Source organism: Actinomadura rubrisoli (genome assembly GCF_004349215.1).
Lineage (GTDB): Bacteria > Actinomycetota > Actinomycetes > Streptosporangiales > Streptosporangiaceae > Spirillospora > Spirillospora rubrisoli.
This window is the reverse complement of record NZ_SMKU01000003.1, coordinates 51,719-76,514: the sequence shown is the minus strand read 5'-3', so window position 1 is coordinate 76,514 and position 24,796 is coordinate 51,719. Positions and strand designations below refer to the sequence as shown.

37 protein-coding genes are annotated in these 24,796 nt (G+C 57.6%); 30 read left to right on the top strand and 7 right to left on the bottom strand.

The window, feature by feature from the left end; all coding sequences use genetic code 11:
• The first annotated feature begins 1,766 nt into the window (after positions 1-1,766).
• The 29 genes from E1298_RS01870 to E1298_RS01730 all read left to right on the top strand — a co-directional run bounded on the left by E1298_RS01870 (position 1,767) and on the right by E1298_RS01730 (position 17,793).
• Complete coding sequence (locus tag E1298_RS01870) at positions 1,767-2,621, top strand: hypothetical protein (protein ID WP_131888971.1); 855 nt, start codon at positions 1,767-1,769, stop codon at positions 2,619-2,621.
• Between the two features lie 536 nt (positions 2,622-3,157).
• Positions 3,158-3,535 carry a hypothetical protein gene (locus E1298_RS01865; RefSeq protein ID WP_131888970.1) on the top strand — a complete coding sequence of 126 codons (378 nt, stop codon included), beginning with the start codon at positions 3,158-3,160 and terminating at the stop codon, positions 3,533-3,535.
• A gap of 37 nt (positions 3,536-3,572) precedes the next feature.
• Complete coding sequence (locus tag E1298_RS01860; protein ID WP_131888969.1) at positions 3,573-3,968, top strand: hypothetical protein; 396 nt, start codon at positions 3,573-3,575, stop codon at positions 3,966-3,968.
• Between the two features lie 79 nt (positions 3,969-4,047).
• Complete coding sequence (locus tag E1298_RS01855; protein WP_131888968.1) at positions 4,048-4,323, top strand: hypothetical protein; 276 nt, start codon at positions 4,048-4,050, stop codon at positions 4,321-4,323.
• Positions 4,324-4,355: 32 nt separating this feature from the next.
• The gene (locus E1298_RS01850) at positions 4,356-4,574 is read left to right on the top strand and encodes a hypothetical protein (protein ID WP_131888967.1); all 219 of its coding nucleotides are present in this window, start codon (positions 4,356-4,358) and stop codon (positions 4,572-4,574) included.
• Between the two features lie 118 nt (positions 4,575-4,692).
• Positions 4,693-4,992, top strand: a complete 300-nt coding sequence (locus E1298_RS01845; protein ID WP_131888966.1) for a hypothetical protein — start codon at positions 4,693-4,695, stop codon at positions 4,990-4,992.
• A gap of 44 nt (positions 4,993-5,036) precedes the next feature.
• Entirely contained in the window at positions 5,037-5,321 is a 285-nt protein-coding gene (locus E1298_RS01840) for a hypothetical protein (protein WP_131888965.1), read from the top strand.
• Positions 5,322-5,435: 114 nt separating this feature from the next.
• On the top strand, positions 5,436-5,759 hold the full coding sequence (locus E1298_RS01835; RefSeq protein WP_131888964.1) for a hypothetical protein: 324 nt from the start codon (positions 5,436-5,438) through the stop codon (positions 5,757-5,759).
• Between the two features lie 237 nt (positions 5,760-5,996).
• Positions 5,997-6,284, top strand: coding sequence for a hypothetical protein (locus E1298_RS01830; protein WP_131888963.1), 288 nt, complete (start codon positions 5,997-5,999; stop codon positions 6,282-6,284).
• A 208-nt stretch (positions 6,285-6,492) separates the two neighbouring features.
• Positions 6,493-6,771, top strand: a complete 279-nt coding sequence (locus E1298_RS01825) for a hypothetical protein (protein WP_131888962.1) — start codon at positions 6,493-6,495, stop codon at positions 6,769-6,771.
• A gap of 40 nt (positions 6,772-6,811) precedes the next feature.
• Positions 6,812-7,051: a hypothetical protein gene (locus E1298_RS01820; protein WP_131888961.1), complete on the top strand. Its 240-nt coding sequence runs from the start codon at positions 6,812-6,814 to the stop codon at positions 7,049-7,051.
• Between the two features lie 3 nt (positions 7,052-7,054).
• Positions 7,055-7,276: a hypothetical protein gene (locus E1298_RS01815; protein WP_131888960.1), complete on the top strand. Its 222-nt coding sequence runs from the start codon at positions 7,055-7,057 to the stop codon at positions 7,274-7,276.
• A 260-nt stretch (positions 7,277-7,536) separates the two neighbouring features.
• Positions 7,537-7,782 (top strand): hypothetical protein, encoded by a 246-nt coding sequence (locus E1298_RS01810; protein ID WP_131888959.1) that lies wholly within the window; start codon positions 7,537-7,539, stop codon positions 7,780-7,782.
• Between the two features lie 258 nt (positions 7,783-8,040).
• Positions 8,041-8,412: a hypothetical protein gene (locus E1298_RS01805; protein WP_131888958.1), complete on the top strand. Its 372-nt coding sequence runs from the start codon at positions 8,041-8,043 to the stop codon at positions 8,410-8,412.
• A 2-nt stretch (positions 8,413-8,414) separates the two neighbouring features.
• Positions 8,415-8,885: a hypothetical protein gene (locus E1298_RS01800; RefSeq protein ID WP_131888957.1), complete on the top strand. Its 471-nt coding sequence runs from the start codon at positions 8,415-8,417 to the stop codon at positions 8,883-8,885.
• A 77-nt stretch (positions 8,886-8,962) separates the two neighbouring features.
• On the top strand, positions 8,963-9,334 hold the full coding sequence (locus E1298_RS01795) for a hypothetical protein (protein ID WP_131888956.1): 372 nt from the start codon (positions 8,963-8,965) through the stop codon (positions 9,332-9,334).
• On the top strand, positions 9,331-9,936 hold the full coding sequence (locus tag E1298_RS01790; RefSeq protein ID WP_131888955.1) for a hypothetical protein: 606 nt from the start codon (positions 9,331-9,333) through the stop codon (positions 9,934-9,936). Before E1298_RS01795 ends, E1298_RS01790 begins: the two co-directional genes overlap by 4 nt.
• Before the next feature lie 57 nt (positions 9,937-9,993).
• Complete coding sequence (locus tag E1298_RS01785; RefSeq protein WP_131888954.1) at positions 9,994-10,752, top strand: hypothetical protein; 759 nt, start codon at positions 9,994-9,996, stop codon at positions 10,750-10,752.
• Between the two features lie 59 nt (positions 10,753-10,811).
• On the top strand, positions 10,812-11,465 hold the full coding sequence (locus E1298_RS01780; RefSeq protein WP_131888953.1) for a hypothetical protein: 654 nt from the start codon (positions 10,812-10,814) through the stop codon (positions 11,463-11,465).
• A 139-nt stretch (positions 11,466-11,604) separates the two neighbouring features.
• On the top strand, positions 11,605-13,272 hold the full coding sequence (locus E1298_RS01775; protein WP_131888952.1) for a hypothetical protein: 1,668 nt from the start codon (positions 11,605-11,607) through the stop codon (positions 13,270-13,272).
• Positions 13,273-13,747: 475 nt separating this feature from the next.
• Positions 13,748-14,731, top strand: coding sequence for a hypothetical protein (locus E1298_RS01770; protein WP_131888951.1), 984 nt, complete (start codon positions 13,748-13,750; stop codon positions 14,729-14,731).
• Complete coding sequence (locus E1298_RS01765; RefSeq protein WP_131888950.1) at positions 14,728-15,102, top strand: hypothetical protein; 375 nt, start codon at positions 14,728-14,730, stop codon at positions 15,100-15,102. The genes E1298_RS01770 and E1298_RS01765 overlap by 4 nt, the downstream gene beginning before the upstream one ends.
• Before the next feature lie 347 nt (positions 15,103-15,449).
• Positions 15,450-15,797 (top strand): hypothetical protein, encoded by a 348-nt coding sequence (locus E1298_RS01760; RefSeq protein ID WP_131888949.1) that lies wholly within the window; start codon positions 15,450-15,452, stop codon positions 15,795-15,797.
• A gap of 55 nt (positions 15,798-15,852) precedes the next feature.
• The gene (locus E1298_RS01755) at positions 15,853-16,053 is read left to right on the top strand and encodes a hypothetical protein (protein ID WP_131888948.1); all 201 of its coding nucleotides are present in this window, start codon (positions 15,853-15,855) and stop codon (positions 16,051-16,053) included.
• Between the two features lie 184 nt (positions 16,054-16,237).
• Positions 16,238-16,693, top strand: a complete 456-nt coding sequence (locus E1298_RS01750) for a hypothetical protein (RefSeq protein WP_131888947.1) — start codon at positions 16,238-16,240, stop codon at positions 16,691-16,693.
• Positions 16,690-16,878, top strand: coding sequence for a hypothetical protein (locus E1298_RS01745; protein WP_131888946.1), 189 nt, complete (start codon positions 16,690-16,692; stop codon positions 16,876-16,878). Before E1298_RS01750 ends, E1298_RS01745 begins: the two co-directional genes overlap by 4 nt.
• Positions 16,862-17,158 carry a hypothetical protein gene (locus tag E1298_RS01740; protein WP_131888945.1) on the top strand — a complete coding sequence of 99 codons (297 nt, stop codon included), beginning with the start codon at positions 16,862-16,864 and terminating at the stop codon, positions 17,156-17,158. Before E1298_RS01745 ends, E1298_RS01740 begins: the two co-directional genes overlap by 17 nt.
• Entirely contained in the window at positions 17,155-17,391 is a 237-nt protein-coding gene (locus E1298_RS01735; RefSeq protein WP_131888944.1) for a hypothetical protein, read from the top strand. Before E1298_RS01740 ends, E1298_RS01735 begins: the two co-directional genes overlap by 4 nt.
• Positions 17,392-17,607: 216 nt before the next feature.
• A complete protein-coding gene (locus E1298_RS01730) occupies positions 17,608-17,793 on the top strand; it encodes a hypothetical protein (protein ID WP_131888943.1) in 186 nt (61 codons plus the stop codon).
• Between the two features lie 48 nt (positions 17,794-17,841).
• Here the strand turns inward: E1298_RS01730 and E1298_RS01725 are convergent, their stop codons facing one another.
• Both E1298_RS01725 and E1298_RS01720 read right to left on the bottom strand, forming a co-directional pair.
• Entirely contained in the window at positions 17,842-19,368 is a 1,527-nt protein-coding gene (locus E1298_RS01725; protein ID WP_131888942.1) for a hypothetical protein, read from the bottom strand.
• A gap of 70 nt (positions 19,369-19,438) precedes the next feature.
• The gene (locus E1298_RS01720; RefSeq protein ID WP_131888941.1) at positions 19,439-19,753 is read right to left on the bottom strand and encodes a hypothetical protein; all 315 of its coding nucleotides are present in this window, start codon (positions 19,751-19,753) and stop codon (positions 19,439-19,441) included.
• Positions 19,754-19,882: 129 nt separating this feature from the next.
• Here E1298_RS01720 and E1298_RS01715 point away from each other — a divergent pair, with 129 nt between their 5' ends.
• Positions 19,883-20,098 (top strand): hypothetical protein, encoded by a 216-nt coding sequence (locus E1298_RS01715; protein WP_131888940.1) that lies wholly within the window; start codon positions 19,883-19,885, stop codon positions 20,096-20,098.
• 116 nt (positions 20,099-20,214) lie between these two features.
• Here E1298_RS01715 and E1298_RS01710 read toward each other — a convergent pair whose 3' ends face one another.
• The 5 genes from E1298_RS01710 to E1298_RS01690 form a co-directional block, all read right to left on the bottom strand.
• Positions 20,215-20,937: a C40 family peptidase gene (locus tag E1298_RS01710; RefSeq protein WP_165975245.1), complete on the bottom strand. Its 723-nt coding sequence runs from the start codon at positions 20,935-20,937 to the stop codon at positions 20,215-20,217.
• Positions 20,938-21,009: 72 nt separating this feature from the next.
• The gene (locus E1298_RS01705; RefSeq protein ID WP_131888938.1) at positions 21,010-21,240 is read right to left on the bottom strand and encodes a hypothetical protein; all 231 of its coding nucleotides are present in this window, start codon (positions 21,238-21,240) and stop codon (positions 21,010-21,012) included.
• 9 nt (positions 21,241-21,249) lie between these two features.
• Positions 21,250-22,365 carry a hypothetical protein gene (locus E1298_RS01700; RefSeq protein WP_131888937.1) on the bottom strand — a complete coding sequence of 372 codons (1,116 nt, stop codon included), beginning with the start codon at positions 22,363-22,365 and terminating at the stop codon, positions 21,250-21,252.
• Positions 22,365-23,717 (bottom strand): Gp37-like protein, encoded by a 1,353-nt coding sequence (locus tag E1298_RS01695; RefSeq protein WP_131888936.1) that lies wholly within the window; start codon positions 23,715-23,717, stop codon positions 22,365-22,367. Before E1298_RS01695 ends, E1298_RS01700 begins: the two co-directional genes overlap by 1 nt.
• Positions 23,717-24,793, bottom strand: a complete 1,077-nt coding sequence (locus E1298_RS01690) for a phage distal tail protein (RefSeq protein WP_131888935.1) — start codon at positions 24,791-24,793, stop codon at positions 23,717-23,719. The genes E1298_RS01695 and E1298_RS01690 overlap by 1 nt, the downstream gene beginning before the upstream one ends.
• Positions 24,794-24,796: the final 3 nt, after the last annotated feature.

The following is a 24,796-nucleotide window of genomic DNA, read 5'->3' as shown; positions in this document are numbered from 1 at the left end:
GGCGCCCCCGGCTGCCGACCTTGGTCCGGGCAATGTATTTGCCCTCTGCAATGTTTGCCCCGAGCGGGTTGCAATGTTCAACATTGCGGCTCCGCCGCCGCAATGTTCTTTCTCGTTATTACGTGTATTACCGGTAATAGTCGGGAGTCCGACTGGGGAGCAATGTCAATTATTACGGGATCTCTCGGTACGCGAGAAACTCGGAGAACTCGCCTGTCCGCGTGACATGGGGCCTGTATACGTATGCAACCCGTCGTATGGTCGCATCGATCAGGACAATGCGGACATGGCCCTAGAGGGCCCTGATTTGGCCTCTACCAGGTGGTAACCCCTTAACCGGCCCCCGCCTAGCAAGTCGATCCGTTTGCAATGGTCTGCTCACTACCTGGGCAAACATCGATTGGTCTACGTCATAGATCAGATCGTTACCTATGAATGTCCAATGCATAGGCGTGTCGCCTTGCTCTACGCGGGCCTTATGTGCTATGGGCCTTATTCCCTGCCTCTCCGACAGGGAAGGGGGTATATACGGGGGGCCTTACTAGGAAGACCCTGAGACGGCCGCATACGGCCTACTAGCTGCCTAGCCTTACCCTGATGGGCTTGGCCCATGACGAGTGCTCTAGGGGCGACTCAGGGCCATATAGAGGCAATCTGGCAGGGGACGGCCTCACCCGCGCGGGCGCGTGGGGAGGATTGAGAAGAACGCGTGCCCGCGCGCTACCACACCTTGTCAACCCCACCCCTATGACTACAGAGCGTTTTTACCAAAGATCTTTTGGGGGTCAACCTACGGGTTGACCTGGGAAGACAGGGGGTAACCCAAAGTAGTTGCCGCAGGGTTGGCACAGTAAGGTAATAACGAACGGTGTTCGTGTCCGAAAAGTCTGTTCCCACATGCTGAGATTTTCCATGACTTTCAAGATTTTTATCGCTCTGACCTGGGGGTTCGCAAACTGCGGTCTTGGTCACATTGATAACGGCGAGGTAACGAGAACGCTCTGACCTGCGTAACCTTACTGTGCCAGTAATGTTCAGGGTGTTCCACCACGGGACGCCAGACAGAACGGCGACGGTGATCTTGAGGTGGGGGAGTCCCAAAGGCTCCGGGGAGGCTGTCAGCCCCACACGAAGTGATAGGCAACCGTTTTTCAGATAATTGCACACAGGTTCGAACAAGCCGCAGGATGCGGAGTTGCGCGCAATGTCGCGGCTCCAAGTGGTGAAAGGCAGACAGCGGCGGGATCACGAGCACGTCAAGGCCATGAGGTCCAAGCGATCCAGACGCACCCTAGACGGGTGCTGAGGACGGGGCGGGTATCTCGGGTACAGCGTGTATCGCCCGTCGCAGTGGCATACTCACGTAGGGATGAAAGCGGCTTGTTCTTGTCACTCTCCCAAGGAGTGGCGCCTGTGATCGCATCTGTTTTTTGAAGTAACCCATATAAGGCTAGCGATTCGGCCGGAGAGGAATCGCGCACACGGAATCAACGCCGTAACGTTCGCCGCGTGTGAATGTGCAGGGTTTGAATCCTCGCGAGGATTGCAAATTACGTCCGTGTGCTCAATCAACACGCAATCTACTTAGTTCAAACTCATTCTGTGAGTTTGCCTAGTCAGGCATTCCTCCTCTTAGGCGCATTGCGTGATTCGCGTAGCCGGTATGCTGCGTACACGACACACATCAGCCACCACACGGGGAATGCCTGTCGGGGGAAGCGACAGATAGGGTTTGCTGTCCGATCAAGACCCAAAGGGAGACGAACATGTACGAAATCACGATCTACGGCGGTAGCAAGCTGCGCGTTACCGAGATCCACGAAGACAAGACGCACAACGAGTACGGATTCAAGTGCGGCAAGATGCACGTCACGACCGAAGAGGGGGAAGAGCTTTGGATTAACTTTGGCGGGTTCGGCGCTACCGAAGTGCAGGAAATCCCGGCCACGCAATCAGGAGGACACATGCACAAGGACACGATGGCCATTGCGGAGTCTCTGTTGGCGACGCTGCACATGGCGAACGCGGCAAGTGATCAGAAGTTGGCCAACCAGGGCAGTGCGACCGTCGGATATGGCGTCTATGGTCACATCGCGGCTGCGCTCGTCATGACGCTACAGAGCGCGGGCTACTCGGAAGAGGTCGCAGAGAAGATCCTTGACATGGCTCACGACAACGGCTCTGGGATTGCTGACGCAATCCAGTACCTCGCAGAGCATCACCCGATGATGATTGGCCTCCCGCCATTTGATGTTAACGCTTGGGAGGTCGAATCGCTCATGGATGTCTGCTGGACGGAAAAGGACGCTTCGTATGACGTCCCGTTCGTCTCGGACGACGATAACTCTGAGATGGCTATCCACGTCCACAAGCTGGGAGGCGGGGACGTCGGTAAGGAGTATGACGGCTCATGGATTTGTGAGCTGCTGATTGCCGGTCACGTCGTGCACTCTGGGAGGGTGGAAACGGGGACTCCCAGGACTCATGAGCACGTCAGCGGCGTCTACGCCGATGGACTGTCCGTATTGGCTGATAAGGACTCTGGAGGGTTGCAGTACATCCCAGAGTTTGCCGCTTATGAGTGGCGTCTCAAGTCCTACGCAATCGAAGTCAACAACTAGGCTGGAGGGGTTTACTAGAACGCGCTGTATGCCTCTCAGACGAACTTACAAGCGTCTGCCCTCATCCGACATAGCGTTGCGCTAGGGTCGTGGCCTCAAAGGCAGATGAGGGGCGCATCGAAATGACACTCAGAAAAGAGGAGTCAAGCATGGGCAGGGACAGGCGAGGGACGATCCGCTTTGAGCTAGCTGGGATGGACGAACGCGCCCAATGGCGGAGAGGGACGCTCACGGTCAATTTGGTGCGCCGTCATGGTCCTGAGTGGATCACTCACTCAGACACTGATGTGATCACGTTCATGGAACCTCCCACTTTCAACGAAGTGAGGCGGGCGGTTGAGGAACGTTGGGGAGCGGAAGTCCTAAACTGGACGCAACCTTACGGTGTCTGAAAGCCTCTCAGGCGGGCTCTAAACGCTTGACCCCTAGTCGGGTACCCGAGAGGGTAAGCAGGCCGTCAGAAGGCCGCTAGGGGACGTGGAATGCCCGTGGGGGAAGTCAATCAACAGTACGAACGTGCCCATAGCGTTCCTGACATGCTGGACAGACTTGCATTCAACCTCGCGGACATTCCTCTAGTCGTTCCCTCTCTGAAAGGTGGCAGGACAATGGGGCAATGGGACTACTCTATTTCCAACGGCGAGCTTGTTTTCATTGACTCGTTCACGGGACTTATCCCCGCAAAGGTCATCGCAAAGAAGTGGGACCCTGAGGTTAAGGGGTTCCGTGCCCTTCTGCTGATCACTGCCAACCGGCCCGGCGCGCGTAAGGGGTCCCGGGAGTGGGCAAGCGCGAGCAATGTGGTACATCGAAAGGCCGTTCATACTCGGAACGGTCAATACCGCATCACGAATTACGAGTACAGCTGGGACGGTGTAACCGAGTGGACTAAGCCGTTCACGACGATGACCTAATCAGCGGCAGTTCCACCCCCAAAGGAAGGAAATGTCAATGGAAATTCAGATCTTCCGCAGGTGGTACAAGTGGGAAGACGGCGCTGACGAGCCGACGACTACTCGTGAGGAGGAAGAGACCCACGATGCGAAGCACATCGAAAGCGTTCGTGATGACCAAGGAGATTGGCGCTATGACGCCAATGGCAATCCAGACGAATGGGTTCCCGCCTCTTTGGTGGAAGCCGTAGCCAGTCTGATCAACGACGAATACGTTACGGCCGTCTCAGACTCCCCCTGGAACGTCGGGGCCTGGTACATCGCTTCTGCCGAATCCCCATCCCCAACAACCGGTGAACGCTGTGAGGTGACCGTGCACATTCACGGTGCCACCCCAGAGCAAGAGGAAGCGATCTACAAGGAAGTAACCAAGACTTGGACTTGGTCGCACTGAGTGTTTCTGTGCCATCCCATGCACCCAATCGGATGTATGGGAGAGTGTTGGGAACAGTCAAACGAAAGCAGGTAGAGCAATGGCATGGGACACGGTATCCACTCAGTACACGAAGACGGACACCGGGCGGGCGGTGGAATGCCTCGCATTGAAGTTCATCGGCCCGGACGGTACGGAGTACTCCGATTCTCTGGTGATCTCAGGCTACGACCTGAATGAGTACAAGGCACGTGCCCTCCAAGTCATGGCACAGGTGCCGGACTACGTCCTGGCGGTCATCGTCGCCTGTGTGGAGGCTGACGGGCATATGGACACGGTGTGGGTTCAGTCCATCCCCCGTAAGCGCGTTCGCTGAGTGTCTCCGTTCTGGCGGCGCCATGCTGCGGCATGGCGCCGCTGGTGTTGGACGCAATCGGTCTCAGAGAGGCAGTCATGGAATTCAGCTACATCGACGTCCAGTTCGGTAAGATCGAATCGGAATCGCCAGATGAGACGTACCGTCTCAAGATCACGAGTGAGAGGGGCGAAACCCATTGGATCACCATTGATCCCGCGACCCTGAGTCGGGTTAAGGACGTCCTGAAGAATTCACCTGCGGACGAGTGAGACGGTCTCAGGGCGCACCGTAAGCGCCCTCCCTCACCGGACATGCCTCGCATGTGCCGTGGTCTCACAGGCCAAATGGGGGACGTACAGAGGCAACCGAAAGAGAGAGGGTCACACAGTGAGAATCCGCAACCTTGCTGACGTCAAGCGCGCGATGACTGCCGGAACGACTGTCACTGTTGTTAACCACGTCTATCCGGCACTGTCGGGCCGCAGGACGGTTGTCAAGGCCCAGGCGCAGCGTTGGTCCCTGTCCCTTCCCGAGGATCACCCCAACTACAAGGGTCCGGAGGACGGGTCATGGATGGACATCCCTCCCGCTTCCCGATGTGAATTCGATGGCGGGTCATCCGTCGTGATCTACCGTGATCCGGACTGGCAAGATAGCGGGCCGTTCGTGACCATCACTTTCGACTAGACGTACAAGCCCAGTCATGCCTGCAAGAGAAGAGGGGATCCGCAATGCCTGAGATCAACCGTAGTCACTACCTTGCACCGCCCGCCGTGTGGGCTGACGCGCGACCGGAAGGGGCGCGAGAAGTTGACCGGCCTCTAGATGAGATTGGAATTGGTGCCTTGATCGTCTTCAAGAAGGATCACGGCAACGCGTACAAGGTCGGCTCTATCGACGTGATAGAGGATGGCTTGGTTGTTCGGTTCAACTGCCATGACGGAGTCAGTGCCTTGCACTCCAATCCAGCGGTTGCCTACATCGGGGAGTCCCTGACTGTTTTGGTGCTGAAGTAGAACGGCGTCCCTAGCCGCTTGTGGATGAGCATCGAGCACATATCCGTTGGATGTGTGCTCTTTTGCTTGCGCAATCGAGCATTCGTGCTTATGAAATCGATCAGGGGAGTTGTCATGGCTTATGGTATCGCCGATTTCACGTACGCCGGTAAGGCCGTCACATGGATAGAGAACGAGGACACCAATCCCGTTCTAGGACGTCAGTATCACTGTGCCGAGTTGCGTCTGTCCTTTTACCTGACTCCTGATGGACGGTACAGGGGGGAAGTCTGGCACCTTCCCAGCGGAGCATGTGAGGCAAGACTGTACGACCGGAACACTCTGACGGAGGACGGAAAGGAGACACTGATCTCGTACGAGGAGTACGACCGCCACGTCTACGGAGCTAAGCCGTTTGAAGATCTAGCGGAAGGGTTTAAGCGCGTTCACTCTTACTGAGGACCCCTCATAGGTTTACGGGTGCCCTCCCATGTCTCACTGTGGGAGGGCAGACGCAAGTCTGTGACAGGGTGTCTCAGGCTCGTTTAGGGGGTCGCATGCTGAAGTACAAGGGTGTGGATTCTTTTGACCTCGTGTCCTTTGATTATCCATGACCAGTCATCGGAGACGGAAGTACGTACCGCGCCACCGAAAGCCAAGTCTTTTCCGTCGCATCATCCGCAGAAAGTAGGCTTCATGATGGACAACGTCACTCGTATCGGCACTTACACGCGTAACCGGCGCTCGATGACGGCCCCACAGCGACGTAGGTTTGTGAAGAAGGCACTGAGGTCCCAGCGTCCGAGCGGGATGGACGGCCGACGTCGGGTGGAAATGGCGCTCTGGATCCTCACTCAGGAGGAAGAGAGGAAGGTCAACGAGTGCAAGAAGTGTGACGCCTATGGAGACAATCCGTGCGTCACTGGTAGTGGACAGAAGGCCAAGACCAATCACAAGGGTCGTGGCGTCGTGCTGGCAGCCTGAGAGGATATGACATGCGAAGGAAGTTGCTCCGAGTCGCGTTCTGGCTGGAATACCGCTACGGCGGTAGTCGAGTGGGAGCGTACGTCACTCACCATCTGATCTTCTCTCTAGGGGGCTGAGAGCGTCTCTAAGCGTTTGCTAGGCGGGGATCCTAGCTGAGTGCTAGGGTCCCCTTGTTCGTCCGGTACAGGGCAAATGGAGGTTTCCTGTGGATATGATTGATCTGTATCACCACACCACGGAGAGCAGTGCCGATAAGATCGTTGCCGAACGGAAGTTCCGTGCTGCACAGGAGTACAAGGGCCAAGTGTGGTTCTCTAACGTGCGACACGGATTCTACGGACGGGAGTACGGGCCGATTGCGGTCCACGTCCGCATGCCTGTGAGGCTCGTCAAGGAAGAGGCTTCTTACGTCGAGCGCGAGGAAGTATTCTACGTCGTACAAGCAGGTGACATCCTGCCCGAACACATCATCGGAGTAGCGTGACGATCTGACACGCGAACAATGAGGGAGTGGAGATCTCGGAATGAGCGGCTGGAAAGTCATCCGCACGGAGACGGACGACAAGGGCAACACTGTCGAGCTGAAGTACGCCGAGTTTGGAAAGGGGCGAGCTAGGGTCAAGAAGTGGGAAATCTTCCGCAACGGAGAGTACGCAGGATACGCCGCCATTGAGCCCGACGCGGACGAGAACTTTAGGCGTGTTCTCGAAGGGTACGTACTTAATCGCGAGACCGGACGATACGAAGAGGCAAAGGACAGGTGAGCGATGTCGGAACAAACGTCTGAGTCAGGCAAGCGCGTGGCTAAGGCCGTGGAAATGTACAAGGCCATGACAGAGATGCGAAACACCGATTCCGCCGCCGCGAAGTCAATGGGCATGGAACTGGGAAAGTTCCTAGACGGTTTCACTTCGTCCGAAGGCAAGGAGTTCTTCGCGGCTACAAGGGAGCTGGAAACGTCCACGATCAACGAGAAGGCGGAGGATTAGTGCAGTCCGATAACACTGAGTGGGCTAACACGACTCGACACGTGGAAGACCAGAACGGCGAGTTCGTTCTAGGCATTCACTATGTAGGAGTAGAAGGGAGGATGGACTACAGCAATACCGTTCAGGGCTATGTGGCCGCTTGCCGAAAGGCAAAGAGCCTCTCTGTAAATGGTCGCGTCTCCCATGTTCTAGTTAACGAGTCGGGACATGCCCGCGCTAAGTACGTCAACGGTACCGCCGAGTGGAAGGATAGATAGTCAGTGAAGATCGTGCAGCTCAATGGGATCAAGGTGTATCCCGTCGACGTGGTTAGCCCTGGCACAACCGCCAAGGCCACCGAAGCGGAGGCAAGGGTCTACGCGGGATATATCGCCACACAGGCCAGTAACCAGTACCAGAAAATGTCCAAGCGAACGGAGGGCTATCGTAAGGCGATTCGGCTGAGTGACGGAGTAAGCCACTCCGAGACAATCGGCAATTTCCGAATCGAGATAAAGGAGGGCTGACGCGCAATGGAGGACGAGAGCGGGTTTATGATCGGGGACACCTCGGCTACAGGGCTGAGAGATCGTGTATGGGAGGCTCTCAAACGTCTTGAGAGCCTCTCTGAGAGTTCCTGAGGCTTTGCACCCTGCCCGTAGCGCGCTACGGGCAGGCACATGGACTCAGCGACCTACGCAGGGGAGTCCAGAGCTAGGCGCACGTACGAGTACCGGCCCAAGAAATGGGGCAAAGGTGAGAAGTGAGGCAAAGGAGTCCAAGAAATGACACAGTACTTCTACTTCATGCTCCTGGCATTCGATGTCGATCGGGCAATTGAGATGGTGGAGGGCCGAGAGCCGTCCGGGTGGTGCGACGTTCTGACAACGGCAACAGCCTACGGCCTGGTGGATCCAGAACCAGGCCCCGTTACCTCGATAAATATCCTGGCGCCTGTTGAACTGAACCGCGAGCATGCTATGAGTACAGATCTGTCCAAGCCGCTCATTGTGGCGAGTCTGGGCGACAAGGGAGGAAGTCTGATCATTGACGGGTACCACCGTCTGTACAAGGCTTACAAAACGGAGGTCAAGGAACTTCCATTTCACAAACTGTCTATCGAGGAAACCGAACAAATCATGGAGAAGAGGATTTGAGAATGCCCGAAGACTGGCGTGAGCGTGGCGGAGCACACCACCTGTTCCGTGATGGGGTGGACGTCGGATACGTCGTCACGGTGGATGACACGGGCAAGGCGTTCGCCTACATGAGTACTCCCGACATGTCTCACTGGAAATGGGTAGGGGAGGCTGAGAGCCGTGACGCCGCGAGGGTGGTCCTGGTGAGCTTCCTTGCCAATGAGAAGGCCATGGCGGCGATTACAGGGGCCCTCGTGGAACTTCTGGATTCGGGGAACGTGGCGAACGCTGTGGAGAGCAACGGGGATGTCGCGGCCCTGTTCCCGGATGGGTTCAAGATCCGCATCCGAGAGAATGAGCCGGGTAAGTCGCCCGGCTGGCTCGTGTGGCTGACGAGCCCGAATGGTGAGGAAGTGGGACCGAACGGAGTCGCCACGATGGATGGCGTTCTGAAGATCGTCATCGCACAGCGGGACATGTTCGCAGTTTGATCGCATGTCGAGCGCACGGGCCTGTTAGGCCCGTGCGTTCTGATGTCTTCAAAGGCGAATCATGGAAGGGTGACATCATGCAGCACTTTCCGGCACTCACAAAGGGTATCAACTACTTCCCCCGCAAGAAGATCAGCGTAGGCTACAATGTGTGGATCGTCAGCTACAACGGACATGACGAACGACGAATCAACAGGGGAGAAGCCGCGAAGATCATGAGGCTCGTGCGCGAGCTGGAAGCGGAAGGGATGGAGAACGCCAGGAGCTTCTTCAGGCTGACATATGAATACGTTCAGTGCGATGACGTGGACGCCTGCCACAGGTGCGGAGCCCGTCCGGAGTTGCACGAGATGGATTGCGACGGGTGGTACGGCACCACACTGTGCGGAGAGAATCAGTGCCCGGTGTCCCGTAAGCAGAACGAGGCCCGTAAGGAGGGTGGCCATTGAGCGATGACGAGAATGATCCGTTCTTCGTGGATCTCCTGAAAGGCGATCTGGAATACATCAGCTATTGGGCTGAGGTCCAGCCTGTCCCGAACGAAGATGGGGTGTTCTCAGTCCGCGAACGTGACAAGCTGAGGGACGTAAACGGCCGTCAGGTCGGAGGCGTGCTCGTGGATATCAACACAATCTTGCAGGGGTGGGAGAAGCTAAGGCGACTTGAGGAGCATGGAGGATTCGCACATTGCGGGGCGATAGGTACCCGCGTTACCGCAATCGACGTGGACAGGAAATTCGGCGGTGCGGAAGGGCTGGAGTACGACCGGTGCATTGCTGACGCTGTAGTGCAGATGGGACTCTTCGGCGAGCTGAGGTACGGGAACTATGCTCCGCATGACCAAGAGGCGACAAGAGCAGTGTTTGAAGCGCTTTTCGCGGATGCGCCTGATTCATTCGATTCACTTGGCTACAACTGGTCGCGGTGCCGCAGTGTAGGTGACTACAAGAAGCACGCGATACGGCACTTGTTGGACCATAGTGAGCTGAGCGAATGGCAGCTCGAAGCCGCCGATTGGGAAGAGATCTTCCGGCATTTCACAAGTGAATAGAGGTACATGGAACGGCTCGCTGACGCGAGCCGTTCCTGTCGTGAAAGGAGATCGAGCATGGCACGTGAGTGGAAGGTCACGGCAAGGCTTGTCGTGTCCGTAGCTGCTGCTGTGGTCCGGGAGGAGGGAGGATGGGTCAACGGCCACACGGCCGAGCGTGTGTACGCCATCCTCACGGGGGATGGCCCTCCCATTAGGCTTCTCAAGAAGGATCGGGCCGCAGCCGTAGCCGCGATGAAGTGGCTTATGGACATGAGTATCAATGAGCTGAGTAGAGCAGATTTCGACATCAGGGCGCATCTCACTCATTGCTACAACTACAAGTGCACAGAAAGTGATGTTGGAAGGATCGCCGTTGTGATGGCGATATACCAAAACCGGGAAAAATACGAGCGTTCGATACGCTGGCGCAACTTGGCGAGGCACTCAAAGCATCTCGGCGAAGTCGGACAATTCCTGGATGAATGCCCGTTTCACGTGAAGGTGACAAAAAAGCGCGTTGACACTCTGCCGTACTACACCGCGTGCAAATGCAACCATGCTAGGCATGGTGATGCCTCTAAGAAGGCCGGAGGCTGCGCCACTGCGGAGAAGCGCCACCGGGACCGGGTCACGTACACCCTGGTGGACGAGAAGGGCTGGCAGATGTTCAAGTACAGTCCGGATCCGAAGTCGGACCATCGTCCATGGCCTACTGGATTGACATTGTTGATCCGACGTGCGAAGCTCAAAGGCTATGAAGAAATCCGCCCGTCACGCGGCGGAGAGCCCGTAAATTGCAATATTCTCACGTACGTGGACGCACTTCCGCAATAGATTGAAGGAGAAAGACCGCAATGGCCACCATTTGCGACCCGTGTCACAGTAGGAGCATTGTGTCCACGGCCACGATGAAGGTTCCTACCGTCATCTTCGTAGGTGACAACATTACCAAGAGTGATCTCTCGCCCGACGACTTCAAGGTCGAACTGATGGACGCCTGCGACAAGCATGGCATGGCGGTTCTTTCGACTCAGCACAGGGCTAGCGCCATGGTCGCGGAGGTCACTGGGTACGAGGTCGCCCTTGGGATCCAGGAGCCTGCCGAGGATGCCGACCCGCCTACCGAAGAGGGGGAAGAGCACAAGGAGCCGCAGAGCGGTGATGAAGGGGGGACCGATGACAGCCCTGAGGAGGAGCCAACTAAGGGCCAGGACGACGGCGACATAGCGGAGACTGATCTAGATGACGATGGCGCCTCCAAGGCGGACGGAGACGAGGAGGACAGCAAGGGGCTTGCCGAGATGAACAAGGCTCGGATGCAGAAGCAGGCCGCGCAGACCGCAGACGGGCCCACGGCACCTCCGCGCCGGGTCAAGACGGAAGGCACTCCCGCCGCTAGTTACAGCGATAAGCAGAAAACTGTTATCCGTGCTTGGGGTGTCAAGAAGAAGATCTGCGGCCCGCGCGGGCCGCTTCCCAAGGAGACTTACGACCGTTGGGAAGCTGCGGGTCGGCCTGGTGACCCAGAGGCCGAGGCGGGAGTTTGATCTATCCACCGTGCTAGGGTATTGGGGCTCTGACCCGCAGGCGGCGCCTGTGGGTCGGGGCATTGATGCCGTGACGACGCGTGGACTTGCCAGGTATTACCGGTAATACACGTAATAGTCGGAAGAGGAGGGCGTCAAAATGTCCAACGCGGAATACGATTTTCCGGAACTTCGGGATAAGATTCTCGTCGGCAATCTGGGCAAGATGCTGAGGGGGATTGACCCTCACACTGAAGGCCCGTTGATGGGCCTTGTAGGCTCGTACCTGGCGCTGTTCTCGGCCGCTATTGGGACAGGGCCGTACGTTAGGGTGTCGAATAAAAGGAAGGAGTCCGGTCGGCACAGGCTTCTCGTCAATGCGCTTCTAGTCGGCCCGACCGGCGTCGGCAAGGGAACGGCCACAGATGAGATCGTGGACTTGTTCGCAGAGGCTGACGGAGAGTGGACGAACAGGCACGTAAAAAGTGGCATGCCGAACTCTGGTGCTGGCCTGGTGTCACGCCTTCACTCCGATGCGCAAATCGCGTGGTCCACGGCCGCTAAAGAAAAGCAAGAGGCCGGAGAGTCGTTCGAAATTCCGGAGGATCGCAAGAATTACCCAGCTATTCCGGACATGGTTCAGTGTCGTATCGTGACAGAGTGGTCTAAGGTACTTGGGGCCTGTGCCCGGGACAATGACCTGTCCGACGCGATTCGCCTGCTCTTTGAGGGCAAGACCCTGGAAAACGACACGAAGACCAAGGGTCTTGTAAGAGTCCAGACCCCGCACGTTCCTGTTATCGGACACATCTCGCCTGAGGAGTACATGATTACGCTCACCCCCGGCGAACTGCGGGGAGGGACGCCAAACCGGTTTCTCACCTTGTATGTGGACAGTGACAAGGAGCTGCCATTTGGCGGGGACCCCCCGGATGACGTGTGGGAGTTCGCAGTCAAGACGACGCGGAAGGCTATCGCGTACGGGCGGAAGCAAGCAGAGATCGGCTGGACTGAAGAAGCCAGGAAGGCATGGAGCCCAAAGGCGGGCGAAGGGGCACACGCTCGCATTATGGCAGCGCGTAAGGGCAGGTCTGCGAAGGCCGCTTTCCTTGGCCGCGCGCGGCCGTACGTCAGGCGCATCGCTGCACTGTACGCGATCATAGATTGCCGGAAGCTCGTCGGAGCCCGTGACATTCTCGCTGCGGAGGCTCTCATGTGGGCGATGATTCATTCCGTCGAGACGATTCTGGGTGAACGAGCCCTCGCCGCCGCCGTCGAAGATCCGAATGACGTTAAGATTGAAGGTCGGCCCGAGCGGGCCACGCGGAAGCTCATTCAGCAGGTGACCACAGCACTGAAGGCGGCCGGTCCGGCAGGAATGACGCAGTCAGCATTGAATACCAAGTTTGCACCAAGAAACGAACTAGGCGATAAGGATGCCAACCTGATCATTGATGCCTTGACCGCAATCAATGTCAGGTCTAACGAGGAGAACGGCTCGGACTCCGTGATGGGCCGGAAGTCCAGTGAGAGCGGCCGAGGCAGGCATGCGACTCGATTCATCTGGATCGAACCCGCTGCGGATGATGACGATGACATGCCAGAGGCGGGGTCCCCCAAGAAGGCCGCGACGTCCACCAGGCGTCCGAGCCGCAACGGGGCCAGTCCTTCCGCTGAGGTGTCCGAATGGGCTGTCAACGGCTCTGAGAAGCCCGTTAAGCCTCCTGCGTCGCGTGCGCCTGCTAGGGTCCCCAAGAAGGCTCCGAAGTCCGTAGCGGCGATCACAAGCCCGGACGACGATGATGATCTTTTCGCAATCGACCTGTAGGGCGCGGAAGGGGCGCAGACGCTCCAGAGCACGCACTTCTAGTGATCGGAAGGATTATGAGATGGGATCACCAACAGACCGGCCGCTAGACCAGGAACTAGCCCGCCGAATAGCGGCGGGAGAGAAGGTCTCAGAGATTCTTAAGGACCTCTCAGGTTCCACGCGGGGGCGAAAGTCAACGCGGAAAGGGAAGGGAGGCACTCCAGCGTCCATCCGGGAGGCGATGCCGGATAAGACAATTCTGTTCGCTGAAGGCGAAGACGCCCGGTCATTGGAGCTGCGATCCAGGGGGATTGCCTCCGCAACTATGAAGCAGGCGATAGGCAAAATCGTTCCGTATCCAGAGTGTGTGGAGGTGGCGTTCCAGAATCGGCTAAATTCACTTCAATCCATTGGCCAGGCCAATAAAGTGCCAGAGATAGCACATGACCTGTCCCATTGGGCTCGCATGGTTGCGCCATTTCATTGGGGGCGCATGGAGGAAGAGAAGCCTAGCTTCCCGATTACCCGTCCGGATGATGTTGGACCGTTCACGTTCGCTACCGCGCTGGCGTCCACAGAGGCGGACAGACTGGAGAGAGGACGTTACTACTGGATCAGCCCGCGAACCTCGGACCTCGCCGAGAGGGCGGCTAAGAGCCTCCCAAAGTACCGGCTAAGGAACACTGATCCCCCGAGCCGATCCGGGTTCATGGTGCTCTCTAAGCCCTTGCCTCTGCCAGTGGACACTAGTAGGTCGGATTTTAGTTCAGAATCTGTCACAGCCCCAGCTCTGGAGATTGCTGGGATTTCGTGGGGGACCAGCGAAGCACTTTCGTCAATTGACTTTCCTAAGTGGGGAATAGAAGGTGCGCGAGTCCTCTGGCTTTCCTTCTGGGGGATACCTGAGGACATGCGGGAGATCGAAAAGAGGTTCGCGGGAGCGCCGGAGGGCCTGAAGCGAAAAGGTCTGGAGAGCCTGAGTGTTAATGCCCGCATCACTCCGCTCGTCTATGACCGAGAGAGTGTGATTCCATTCTCTGACGAATGGCGAGACTGGCCGAAAGGCGTCTTCGACCCTCAGGTTGATCACATCATTCGGATGACGTTGACTATCTGGAACTTCATCCGTAGCGAGAAGCTGACAGACGTACGGGAAGTAAAGCCTGACCCACGGTCAAGGCTCACGAAGCGCAAAAGAAAGAAGGGAACGCCGCTTTCAGGTATTCGTGTCGTCAACATTCGGGGCACTGGCCTGACGAGAGAGCAGCCGCAAAAGTCCGAACAAGGAGGCGAACAGTCCGGCAGGGAATATACGGTCTGGAGACCGGTGGTGCCCTTCCTTCGGTGGCAGTATTACCCGTCGCTCGATGACTACGACTTGAAGGAGGTTAAGGGGCATCAGAGAAGGACAACCAACAACCCCGACATAGATACCGTCTACAAGGTGGATCACAAGGAGGAGGGGACGGAGGAATGAGCGTGCATTGGCACTACTTCAGCGCTAGGGCCAACCTGTCGAACCTTGAGTTCCTGGCGAAGTTCTCAAAGGACGGCTACGCATCCCCGGACGCAGCAGCCAATGAGTTGGTGAAGCTCTATCAGCGAGCTTACCCCCAAAGGGCCGTGAGGTTCGCAGAGATCGAGCAAGAGATTCTCGCAAGTGATACCTACACAATGAAGGGAGTGGAGGGGCAATACTTCGGCATGTACCGGCTGGTGCAATGTGAGCAAGGCGAATGCCTGAACACAGAACGCCGAATAGAGGCGAAGGTCCAGGAAGAGGCGGCCATAATAGTAACGATTGCGTATGAGGCCGCTATGGAGGCCAAACGCAACGATCTCAACTAACGAGGCCGCGTTCCTCGGGCAGTGATCGACAAATACGACGCTGCACACTAGCCATACACATGGCCTCCCCTCCTGCTAATGTGGGAGGGGAGGCTGGCCAAGAGGTAGCTCGAAAGAGGAGCCGGATTGTGATGAGCCGGGATGACTGAGAAGCCAGACATGGTCAAAGTTGCACTGTATGTCACAGTGGAAGTGGACCGGGAAGCGTGGATGAGCACTTTCGGGCCTAACCAGCCTCTGAGGGCGGACGTCAAAGAGTACCTGGTAAACCAGATCAAGGACTCCCCGCCTGCGGAGGAGTGCGGACTTACCGTGCTGAACTGGAAATAACGAAGAAGGACAACACCATGGTTTCCGAAGCCCGGAAGATCAATTTGAACGACGTGATCACGTTTCACGGATATTCTGATGGCGTCGTGACTCTGAGTGCCGCTCTCAAGGACGGAACGGGGGCTGTGGTCATCCAGGGTACCCCCGCGCAGTTCGATGACGTGTACGGGGCTCTGAAGGCCGCACAGGGTGTCAAGAAGTACACCGTATGGGCTGAGTGGCGGTCTCCCGCCAACGAGCCGGGACGGCGCCTAATCATGGCGGGCCTAAGCCTAGATCAGGCCGAGAAGCTCAGAGAGCGAGTCGCAGACATCTACGACAGCAACGTATGGGTAGAGGAGGCCCGAAGGGGGACGAAGACGTAGGTCCGAGGCGTGACCATAAGCCCAAGCCCGAGATCTCTGAAATAGAGGTGAACTGGTGAACGAGCCCATTGGTAGGGCTGAAGTGGACACCGTCGCAGGCGTAGAAAGGTACGATATCTACGACGCTAAGCGCATGAACGATGGCAGGATTCTCTCGGGCGTCTACGTGGATTGTGCCGAGAACAGCGGCCATCCGACCTGGCAGCGTGTAAAGCTGTACGATCGAGTCGTCATCGGAGGTGTGCTTTATACATGAGATCGATAAGCGCCAAGGAGGTTCTCAAGTATTTGGAGGACCATCCGGAAGAGGTAAAGGAAGTAGGCTACACCATCCGTACTCAAGGAACGGGTGATCTAGAGGGAAAGTCGATCCTGATCATCGTGCCTAGCGGGTCAAGCACACCGCTCATGTTCCAAGGATTCTGGGAGGACACCGCCGAATGAGCGATACCGAAGAACCCGCCATCGACGTGCATACGTGGTTCGGGGGGAGTTACTCAGACTATGCGGTGCTCCACAGGACTCTCCTCCAGTCCATGCCGGTGGAGTGGCAGCATCGGTTCACGGCGCTCATGGGGGAGCTGGAGGAGCGGTTTGAGGGCCTTCCGCAGGCCAAGGCGTATCACGTGGAGCCCGGCGAATGGGTCTACGTAAACGAGGCAGAAGACCCGGTACTCCATGCCAATGGAGTGACTGTTCTCGTGGGGCCGAACGGAACTACCTACTACGACAAGGAGGGGAACGAGCTGGGGGCGGCGGATCGTGTGTTCATCCGAGGAAAGGAACCAGTACCACACTACAACCGGGGACGGACGCACATCGAGCCCACTGCGGCAAATGCGGAAGAGATAGCGGAGCTACTCAAGGGGAACCCCTGGGAGAGGAAAGGCGAATGACCTACATCATCGATCGTGGTGACGACAGCATGCACGAGATGTATGTTAGGGGAGAGCGCGATCACGAGGCATACATGGCCTCGCTGGACAAGACATTCGAAGCCAGCGACCCGCATCCGTTGGTTCAGCAGGCTCTGAGGGAAGAGCGGGAGCGCAAGGAGCAGGGGAATGGACGAAAAGGCTGAGCAGCTCGCGGAGCTACTTTGGGAGCACCTCACCGCAGGTGACTCGATCCGGACGCCCCTCTACTGGGATGGGGTGGCATCGATGCTCAATGCCGAGATTCCGCGACTGGAAGCGGCATGCTACGAGACCCTATGGATCGAGACTGACACCGCAGGGTTTGGCCGGTTCACGCTGGCGAGCGTCACTCTAGCGGCGTATCAGCAGCTCAGACACAAAGTGGTGAAGGAGATCAGCAGACAGGATCACGAGGGGCTCAGAGAGTACCTGGAGGAAGAATGACCCTCATCATCTGTCGCGGTGATGAACCAGCCGTTACACGGAGTCTGGTGAACGGGAAGAAGGGCATTACAATCTTCGTGGATGAGAACGGATCGATTGACGATCACATCTCATTCAGCAGTCCGGACGATGCAATGAAGTGGCTGAAGTCCGCCGTTCATCAACTCGAATCGGGCAACCTCCCTCGCCAAGAAGACTGGGAGGAAGAGGTATTCGACCGATCCGAAGAGTGAGGATTCGGATGAGTGGCTGCGGGCAAGTTCAAGTGCTCGACCATCCGACCATGGTCGAGTGTCCCGGCTGCGGCTGTGATCCTGAGATGGAGGTGGCCTACAGGGACACCGCCTCAAAGGTCCGAGTCGGGTACACGTGCCGATGCGGATGCACGGTGATCAGGGGCATCGTTCAGAGCCTGTCAGACTTTCCGATGTCCGGAAGAAGGTAGAGGAATGGCAGCGATCAACATCACGGAAGACGAGTTGTATTCCATGGCGGACCGCTTCGACAAGATCGGAGAGGGCGACTCAGAGCTAGAAGAAGTGACGGGGCCCCTTCGCGACTTCTGCAAGTTCCTGCTTGAGCCGAAGCGGCATTTCGAGAAGTGGCTTAGCTACCAGGATCTCACAGACCGTTAGGAGAAATAGAAAAAGCCCCCCGGCGTATGCCGGGGGGCTTTTTTGTGTTTAGGCGACCTGGACAGTCCAGCCAGTGTCGTTGCAGGTGATGATGCCTGCGGACTGCTGCTGTAGCAGCTTCACACCGCCGTTCGGAGCTAGCGGGTTCTGTACCTTGATGTTGGCCGCGCCTGTCTGTGCATAGATGGCAGGCGTACCGGCCGGAGTGACAAGACTTTCCTTGGCTCCACCATTCCATTGGCATCCATCGAACAGAATTTCCGCAGCAGGGGACTTGATGAACACCTGGCCCTTTTCACCGGCACGGCCGGTCGCGGCCGGATTGACAGCATTGTTGAAAAACCAGCAGTCGCGAAAGACGTGACCTTGGCCCGAGTGGATGAAAACTCCTGCGCCTTGGGCGGCGTTGGTCGTAGTCCGGCCTGCGCAGTCAATCAAGGTGCCGTTGAAGACCAGACCTCCGGATCCGCCCTCCAGGCGGAACGCTGTCCCAAACTGGGGCGTCACATATATCGGCCCGACCTTAGTGCGCGTCATAGCTGTAAAGTACACATAGTATCCAGTTGCCGGTACATTTCCACTCATGTACGAGAAACCCTCGGTCCAGTAGAAATTGTCGGACCCGCCTAGCTTGAACTGAGTATCAGTGCCGTTGTTGATGTACGTGCGTTCAATGCTGCACCTCAGGTGGCGGGCCCACATGACGGACGAGAACCCGACCCAGGCGACATCGCGGATGTCTACGTCCTGCATGACGGGACCAGTGGCGAAATCCGGTGACCGAACCATCCAATCGACACCGGCTGAAGTCCGGAACTGGATTCCCCGGATGTAACCATTCTTCACATTGGCCGTGTTGTTGCTGGGCATCTGGAACAGAGCATTGTTGGTGACGTTCACAACGCACTGAGGGCCGGTGTTCTGGAACTCGCGGTCACCGGCGGCGAGCGGGCCGGACAATCGCATTCCATCGAAAAACTCGTATGGACCTCCACTGAGAGTGATCGTCCCTAGTGGAAGGACGATGGCCGGCTTGTAGGTCTGAGCCCTCGCATACGCGAGGGCCGCTGCAAACTTTGCATCGCTGGTCGCCCCGGCGAAAGAATTCAGGGACACGCCATAAGCGGGGTCAGCCGCCGGGATGCCTGCGAGCTGGTCAGCGACGTACGCCTGCGTGTAGGCACGATCCCCGTGCGGGTCTGGCCCCGCCTTGTGGCTGGCCACGTCCGTGGACAGGGCTGCCAGCATTGTGGAGGCGTTCCACGGGTCCAGGACCACAGGCCCATCCCCGAAATCGGCCCACACCGGAGCGACCGAGCTGGCGAACACGGGCACCACGCCCAGAGCATCGCTGCTCAGCGTGTCAGCGGTGAATGGGGCTGCCGAGTCCACCCCGAGCCAGACTGACATTGCAGCCTGCTGCGGGTCTGAATAAATCCGGCCTGCGACATTGGCGACGTGGCGCCCTAGAGGATCTTCGGTCACGGTTTCCGCAGCTCCGCCGTAGAGATACAGGTCAGCCGGGATGAGACCCGCCTGAACATTGGCGAGGTATTGTGCATTGTTCCAGGCCAAGATTGTCAATCCTCCCCCTGCATTCCCGGTATTCCCTGTATTCCCTGTATTGGTTGGGGTTCTGCAATGTTCACGCCTTCGGGCGGGTCTTGTTGTGGACGTAGGCGACGACTGCCGTCAGGGCTGCCTGTCCGGCCGCCAGGCCGACCACCTTGAGGTCAAGGTGTGCCAGGTCAGCAGCGTCGCTACCAGCAGCGAGACCAGCCACCAGGGCCGCAGAGACGGCACCCTGAGCAAGGGTGCGCAGCACGCGGGACCACTTGTCCCGCTTAGCCCAGAGGACTTCTAGATCAAGCTCAGCCTTGGCCGCGTCGACGGCCAGGGGGGAGACGTCTACCGGCTGAGCCTCTACAAGCTCGCCAGGCTGGATTAGTTCATGGGACATGTGGGACTCCAATTTGGGTAGGATGGTGACATGGGATCAGATGTAGATATTCGGGATGTTCCGGCGAAACGGGTCTAGCAAACCCGTCAACGGCTGGTAGGCCGTTCTGACGAGCCTGAAGGAGACACTGTGTACACCTGGCGCGAGGTTCGGGACGCTCTTGACGAGCTTCCGACTCAAGCGAAAGCGCTAACCGACGACCTGAAATACACAGACGGAACTACACGGGTGTGGGTCTCTCGCGTGAGCGAAGATCTGGTCACCGTCGAGAAGTGGTACGAGCCGATCTGGTTTGATGCAACAAGCGACAGCACCCCGGACGAGATCATGGAGCTGATCAAATGAACAGTGACTTGTACGAGGACTTCTACGCCATGGCTCAAGAGGGCGACTTCAGCGGCCATCTAGAGGATTGCAAAAAGTGATCAGAAAGCCCCCGCCGTAGCGGGGGCTTTCTGTGTTTACGGAAAGAGCTTGCCCCACGTGTCTGGCCCCACTTCGCCGTCTGCTGTAATCTTGCTCTTCTTCTGAAAATCCACAACAGCGGCCCGAGTATGAGGCCCGTAAGCCCCGTCAATGTCCAGTTCGTATCCCAGCTTGACGAGCTGCTGTTGGACGCTTTTCACATCCGAACCGGTCGTCAACGGCGAACGCAGTTTAAGAACGCGGCCAGGGTACGGAGTCTTGCCGGGAACCGGCGGGGACGTCTTTGAGTACTTCGGACGGCCGTACCCGGCAATCCTGGAATTGGAACGGGAAATGACCTTCTGATACACCCCGTTCCCATTGTAATATTGCCCCCCGAGTGAACCCGAGGTATTTCCGCCGACAGTGGTGATCGTCGTACTCGTGACCCTCACCACCAGCTCGACATGAGTACCCCCACCAGGGCCGTAATAGACAAAGTCCCCTTCGGCCGGAGTCCGATGCCAGCGGCCATTCCGCTTGAACCAGGCGACGCCAACCTCACAGCCAGCGGTTCGCGGGTAGTCGACATTCGGCTTCAGGCCCACGCGCTTGGCCACCCAGCACATGAAGGAAGCGCACCAGGGATAGCCGAATCCAGCGTGGGGATAGCCGGGAATCGAACCAAAGTCCTTGTTGTACTTCGTGTAGTTTGAACCGCTTTCGCGGTACCCGATCTCTGCCTTTGCGATTCGTGCCATATCGGCCGGACTTGCCATTAAGGCCCTCCTTTTGGGCATGGAGAAGCGCCCAACCCCGAGAGGGGCGGGCGCTGCTCGATGAGTGGTCTGCTAGCCCTTACCTGTGAAGCGGATGACCTCCACTACGACGGCCATAATCACCGTCAGCGGAACCGCGTACTTGTACTTTTCGAGAGTGCGAATCCGGGACTCGTGGTCGTCGGTAATCGCCTTTGAACCATCTACCTTGCTGACCAGATTCCGAATGTCGGAGCTAAGCTGCCTGAACTCGTCGTAGATCTCTTTGAGGGAGATTTCAATTTTGGGGTCATTGTCCGCCAAGTGGGCCTCCTAGATTCCTGCGGCCTCATAAACGCCGGATATCCGAATCGTGGTGTTCTTGCTGAGCCGCGTATTGTTGGTCAGCGTGTCCAGGTTTCCGGCTGCGCTGATGCCATCGAACTGCGTTCCCTGGAGGACCAGGCGTGCAATGTTTTCGCGATTGGACCAGCAAAGCCCGTAGCCGGTACGCATATCGCCGCTTTGGCGGCCCCGCTGGTAGAAAAGGTTCAGCAGCGAGTAGGCGTCACCTGCATTGCCGGTCGGAACTGGCAGCGTGACACGCATGAACGATTCTGGATCGACCACGGAGATCGGATTGTCCTGAGTATCGTTGATGTCGTAGTTCAGCTTCGCGTAAATGCTGACGTCGACCGCGTTATCCGCGACGTATCGCCAGCGGCCTTGAGTTGACCAGCCGGAATCATTGGTCACCTGTGCCCCGGAGTCATTGACCTGCCACTGAATGACTGGGGTGTAGGGCCGAAACGGGCCATATTCCGCAATGATCCCCCACTTGTATCCGTCCCAGCCTGCCCACCTGCGGGTGTCGTACTCAAAATGGATGGAACCGAAGGGACGCATTCCCCAATACGGGTTCCTGTTGCCGCTGGTGCCGGTGGTAGTGGCGAATTCTCCCAGCCAGCGGATATCCGTGTACTTGTCCGCAGCAATGACAGCCGCTCCGGCCTCAACCCGCACCTGACCTAGCGGAAGGTCCCACTGTGCGCCCGGATCAAGGGTAGAGATAAAGGCGCTGTGGTTTCCGAGCAGATCCGGAGTAACCGGGTTGTCCGCAGGCACACCAGTGATGACCACAGGGTGAATCGTGTCTGCCGTCCGGTCGATGCGAAGGACAATAAGATCGATGCGTGGCTTGCCTGAGATGTTCTCCGCATGAGGTAGGGAGATCTCGGCATTGGACAAGTACTGATGCCCAATAACCCACGCTTCACCCGGAGAGACGATCGACGCCCGCGTGCTAGAGGACGGCTTCACCTTGAGAGATTCATTGGAGATGTCCCCCTCAATTCCTGTGCGCCTGAGATTGCGGGCCATCGTCGTCCACTGGTCGTCAGTGACAGACGCGCCAGTTCCCGTGTCGAACGGGTAATACTGCTCAGCCATTACTTGCGGCCTCCCTGAAGTCGTTGCAGTCGCGTCACGGCCTGCCAGAGACGGCTAATGTCCGTGTAGATCGCCGGGGTTTCCGTGGCGTCCGGAGTGCCGATGGTCGGCTCTATGAGCGGTCCGTCAGATCCGTCGCTCAAGTGGATTTCCCGAAGAACTTCGGTCAGAGCCTCTTCATCGATCTCGACGTGCACTCGGTCTCCGAGCCAGTAATCACGCCCGACCCTGCATCCGACTGTGTTGATGGGAGTGACGGACAACGAGGCCGTTGCGGCATTTTCCTTGGCATCAGAATTCAATGCCATGTTGATAGCGTCCCAATCGGGGCTCGGCTTGTCGCCCGGCTGCGGCGGATTGTGAGGCCAGATGATTTTGTCGTCACCATCTCTCCTGTAGAAAGAGATGTCGGTGTGATCAAGGTAGGCTTCAGCGTGCGTCCCCCATTCCGGAGTTTCGGACCTCTTGTCACCGATCCAAAGGTCTTGCCACTCGGGATGAGTTTCGTCATCATTGCGCAGACCCATCATGAAATAGTTGGCCTTGGGCGCATTGATGGAATACGTGTACGATCGGAGATTTCCGATCTCCTTGGAGAACTTCACTCCACCGGCAGGGTTCTGATTCGGATTGAAGGTCTGAAGGCGTATTTGCTCAATGGTCGGATCCCAGACCCATCGGAATCCCATTGGAATGACCCCGTCGACGTCGTCAAGAGCGGACTCGACTCGTGCCTGAAGCGCTTCAAGGAGCGGCACGAAGCGCAGCTTCCATCCCGTCTTGGGCTGGCTGTCGGGTGAAGGCCAGGCGCCCGGAGGGAGGTGATACACGCCCTTTTCCCGCCTGGGCTCGTACGCGCCAGGCCCGAAGTTGAAATAGGGCAATTCGTGCAACGTGCGTTCCATCGAAACAAGCGTGTTGTTTCCGGAGTATGCGAAAGGCTGGCGGTAGCCAGCAGCATCCGGGCCGAGCGTCAATCCCTGATCCCCGTTAGGCCACACCAGCCGCTCGGCGAGAATCGTGTTGTCGCACACCCCTGAGAACCTGACGACGCCAGGGCCAGGAGCATCCTCGCTCCATTCCCTCTCAATGGTCCTGAGCGGCCCTGAGAGGACCGGAAGAGACATGTCGGGCAGCCAGATAGCCACCCGGCATCCAGGGACGAGCAAGGCCGTCTGAGGGGCGTTCAAAGGCATGTGGAGTACCCATGACCCCACCGCGTTGTACCGCACGATGCAATCAAGCTGGGTATAACTGTCGACGATTCCGGACCGACGCCAACGCCACAAAGGAGATGCCAAGGTGCCCATGTTGACGAGCTTCAGGACGTCAATTCGGAACTCACTGTCCATCAGGCCCCCAGATATCGCGGATAAAAGCTGTAGAAGACGAATGTATTGACCACGGAAGTCTCCGTGGCCGGCTCGAAATCAAGCCTGATGCGGTTGGCTCCGGGTGCAATTTGGAACATCGCTGTTCCTGTAGCCGTGTTCGGCCACAGGTTGAGTCCGGCAGAATTGGTGATGGTCTTGAATCCAGGCCGAGTGTCAATCGTCACGGTGTCACTGTCAGAGGCGAAGTTGTACGCGACAACAATGCCCTTTCCTGTGCTGATCTCAGTGATAGAGACGTTCTTCGCTCCCGTGCCGAATACTCGCCACACTGGCCAGGCGTCCCGGTCCCCGGGGTTCTGAACGGTGTAGGTCTTGTCCTCCACGTATGTGGATTTCGAGAGGTGGACAGGAAAGAAGGCTCCGATGTGTTCGTCAGGCGCTCCTCGCGGCTTTCCCGTGAAGAAATTCACCGGAACAGTGGAGCTGAACCGATCCGGGGTTGAGGGTGCGATCTTCGGCCCGTACCACATCGGGTCAGGGGCCTGGAGGACCAGGCCGTAAATAAGGCAGACAAAGTCGTAGCCTTCGGATTCGTCCCCTTCGAGCCCACCGGCGTAATAGCAGTCCAAGTAGCGAACGGATTCATTCCCGAGACCGTCAGTTTCAACGACCGCCAGTGTTCCCATGCCCTTGGCAGGGTCGAGCGCCACCAGAAGATCCCGCTTCAGAACGAGCAGGGACGTTCTGTCAGGTGCCCACAGGAATAGCGGAAGCATGACTTCCCGGACATCGGCCCTAACGTGACGGGGAACGGATCCATCCAGGGCCGGAAGCTTGTCTAGAGTCAGTTCGTACGGGGCAGCATCGAATCCCTTAATCCCGGGCTGGACGATAATCCCCGTGTTGTTCCCCGAGATGTCTCCCGTCAGGAGGATCTCAGACCGGGAGCTGACGTCAGCCGTGATGGCCGGATAGATCCAGGAGATCCGACGACGGTAACTAGGCGGAATGGCGGGGGAGACTCCTCCCCCGCCACCGGGATTGTTTGGATTTCCAGGGGTAGGAGTGTCTACCCCTGGGACTGGAATGGGCAAGTC

Excerpts from the sequence above, each read along its gene's own strand:
- E1298_RS01850 (WP_131888967.1), top strand. The coding sequence starts at position 4,356 with ATGGCGCCGCTGGTGTTGGACGCAATCGGTCTCAGAGAGGCAGTCATG.
- E1298_RS01735 (WP_131888944.1), top strand. The coding sequence starts at position 17,155 with ATGACCCTCATCATCTGTCGCGGTGATGAACCAGCCGTTACACGGAGT.
- E1298_RS01800 (WP_131888957.1), top strand. The coding sequence starts at position 8,415 with ATGCCCGAAGACTGGCGTGAGCGTGGCGGAGCACACCACCTGTTCCGT.
- E1298_RS01815 (WP_131888960.1), top strand. The coding sequence starts at position 7,055 with ATGTCGGAACAAACGTCTGAGTCAGGCAAGCGCGTGGCTAAGGCCGTG.
- E1298_RS01700 (WP_131888937.1), bottom strand. The coding sequence starts at position 22,365 with ATGGCTGAGCAGTATTACCCGTTCGACACGGGAACTGGCGCGTCTGTC.
- E1298_RS01805 (WP_131888958.1), top strand. The coding sequence starts at position 8,041 with ATGACACAGTACTTCTACTTCATGCTCCTGGCATTCGATGTCGATCGG.
- E1298_RS01835 (WP_131888964.1), top strand. The coding sequence starts at position 5,436 with ATGGCTTATGGTATCGCCGATTTCACGTACGCCGGTAAGGCCGTCACA.
- E1298_RS01860 (WP_131888969.1), top strand. The coding sequence starts at position 3,573 with ATGGAAATTCAGATCTTCCGCAGGTGGTACAAGTGGGAAGACGGCGCT.
- E1298_RS01730 (WP_131888943.1), top strand. The coding sequence starts at position 17,608 with ATGGCAGCGATCAACATCACGGAAGACGAGTTGTATTCCATGGCGGAC.
- E1298_RS01830 (WP_131888963.1), top strand. The coding sequence starts at position 5,997 with ATGATGGACAACGTCACTCGTATCGGCACTTACACGCGTAACCGGCGC.
- E1298_RS01765 (WP_131888950.1), top strand. The coding sequence starts at position 14,728 with ATGAGCGTGCATTGGCACTACTTCAGCGCTAGGGCCAACCTGTCGAAC.
- E1298_RS01785 (WP_131888954.1), top strand. The coding sequence starts at position 9,994 with ATGGCACGTGAGTGGAAGGTCACGGCAAGGCTTGTCGTGTCCGTAGCT.
- E1298_RS01720 (WP_131888941.1), bottom strand. The coding sequence starts at position 19,753 with ATGTCCCATGAACTAATCCAGCCTGGCGAGCTTGTAGAGGCTCAGCCG.
- E1298_RS01870 (WP_131888971.1), top strand. The coding sequence starts at position 1,767 with ATGTACGAAATCACGATCTACGGCGGTAGCAAGCTGCGCGTTACCGAG.
- E1298_RS01695 (WP_131888936.1), bottom strand. The coding sequence starts at position 23,717 with ATGGACAGTGAGTTCCGAATTGACGTCCTGAAGCTCGTCAACATGGGC.
- E1298_RS01820 (WP_131888961.1), top strand. The coding sequence starts at position 6,812 with ATGAGCGGCTGGAAAGTCATCCGCACGGAGACGGACGACAAGGGCAAC.
- E1298_RS01855 (WP_131888968.1), top strand. The coding sequence starts at position 4,048 with ATGGCATGGGACACGGTATCCACTCAGTACACGAAGACGGACACCGGG.
- E1298_RS01750 (WP_131888947.1), top strand. The coding sequence starts at position 16,238 with ATGAGCGATACCGAAGAACCCGCCATCGACGTGCATACGTGGTTCGGG.
- E1298_RS01760 (WP_131888949.1), top strand. The coding sequence starts at position 15,450 with ATGGTTTCCGAAGCCCGGAAGATCAATTTGAACGACGTGATCACGTTT.
- E1298_RS01795 (WP_131888956.1), top strand. The coding sequence starts at position 8,963 with ATGCAGCACTTTCCGGCACTCACAAAGGGTATCAACTACTTCCCCCGC.
- E1298_RS01770 (WP_131888951.1), top strand. The coding sequence starts at position 13,748 with ATGGAGGAAGAGAAGCCTAGCTTCCCGATTACCCGTCCGGATGATGTT.
- E1298_RS01840 (WP_131888965.1), top strand. The coding sequence starts at position 5,037 with ATGCCTGAGATCAACCGTAGTCACTACCTTGCACCGCCCGCCGTGTGG.
- E1298_RS01865 (WP_131888970.1), top strand. The coding sequence starts at position 3,158 with ATGCTGGACAGACTTGCATTCAACCTCGCGGACATTCCTCTAGTCGTT.
- E1298_RS01740 (WP_131888945.1), top strand. The coding sequence starts at position 16,862 with ATGGACGAAAAGGCTGAGCAGCTCGCGGAGCTACTTTGGGAGCACCTC.
- E1298_RS01710 (WP_165975245.1), bottom strand. The coding sequence starts at position 20,937 with ATGGCAAGTCCGGCCGATATGGCACGAATCGCAAAGGCAGAGATCGGG.
- E1298_RS01745 (WP_131888946.1), top strand. The coding sequence starts at position 16,690 with ATGACCTACATCATCGATCGTGGTGACGACAGCATGCACGAGATGTAT.
- E1298_RS01775 (WP_131888952.1), top strand. The coding sequence starts at position 11,605 with ATGTCCAACGCGGAATACGATTTTCCGGAACTTCGGGATAAGATTCTC.